This is a genomic window from Colwellia sp. TT2012, assembly GCF_001440345.1.
GTDB lineage: Bacteria > Pseudomonadota > Gammaproteobacteria > Enterobacterales > Alteromonadaceae > Colwellia.
This window is the reverse complement of sequence record NZ_LJYX01000007.1, coordinates 1-1,002: the sequence shown is the minus strand read 5'-3', so window position 1 is coordinate 1,002 and position 1,002 is coordinate 1. Positions and strand designations below refer to the sequence as shown.

The following is a 1,002-nucleotide window of genomic DNA, read 5'->3' as shown; positions in this document are numbered from 1 at the left end:
CCAAATATCACTCGCTGACTTAATCGTTTTAGGTGGTGCTGCTGCCATCGAAAATGCCGCCAAACAAGGTGGAACTCAAGTTACTGTGCCCTTTGTTCCTGGCCGTGCTGATGCTAGCCAAGCGCAAACGAGCATTAAATCATTTAATTACTTAAAACCGAAAGCCGATGGTTTCCGTAATTTTTACACCGATGAGAGCTATATGTCACCCGCTGAAATGTTAGTGGATAAAGCCAATTTACTCGGTTTAAATGTCCCTGAAATGACAGTACTTGTTGGTGGTATGCGTTCACTAGCTGCCAACTATGACGGTTCATCTTACGGGGTATTCACCAATAGACCGGGTGTATTAAGCAATGACTTCTTTGTCAACTTACTTGATATGTCGACTGTCTGGAGTAAAGATGAAGCTAACGTTGGCATTTATCTAGGTCATGACCGCGCGTCAGGCAAGTTAAAGTGGCAAGCAACTCCGGTGGATTTGATTTTTGGCTCTAGCTCAGAATTAAGAGCCATTGCCGAAGTTTATGCCTCAGACGATGCCGATAAAAAGTTCATTCATGACTTTATTGCTGCTTGGGTTAAGGTGATGCAATTAGATCGCTTTGACTTAAAGTAAAGTTAACATAACGTTAAAAAAAACTTAAAATAAAAAGCGAGTACTTGCCTTTGGCGGTACTCGCTTTTTCATTTCATCAATCTTTTTCAATACGACCTTATAAATTTAATGCCGTTTTTAACCCTGCGCCATAGGCAGCATCCGCCGCAGTACAATGTTTAATATGGCGCTGCTTTATTTCATCCGGTACGCCACTCATTGCGCTGGCGGTATTATTAAATAGCGCGTGTTGTTGCTCAACTGTCATTAAGCGGAATAAATCTCCGGCTTGAGAAAAATAATCCTCATCTGCTCGGTGATCCCAATGCGCGGCATAACCTTGTAAATCTAACGGCGGCTCAGAAAAACCGGGCTGCTCTGCCCACTCGCCTTGACTATTAGGC

The 1,002-nt window shown here is 43.1% G+C and carries 2 protein-coding genes; one reads left to right on the top strand and one right to left on the bottom strand.

Going from position 1 to position 1,002, the window contains the following annotated elements:
* On the top strand, positions 1-619 hold a 619-nt coding region (locus ASU03_RS06215; RefSeq protein ID WP_331456662.1), incomplete at its 5' end, for a peroxidase family protein.
* A 97-nt stretch (positions 620-716) separates the two neighbouring features.
* Here the strand turns inward: ASU03_RS06215 and ASU03_RS06210 are convergent.
* Positions 717-1,002 (bottom strand): catalase-related domain-containing protein (locus ASU03_RS06210; protein ID WP_331456661.1); only part of this gene is annotated, 286 nt, incomplete at its 5' end.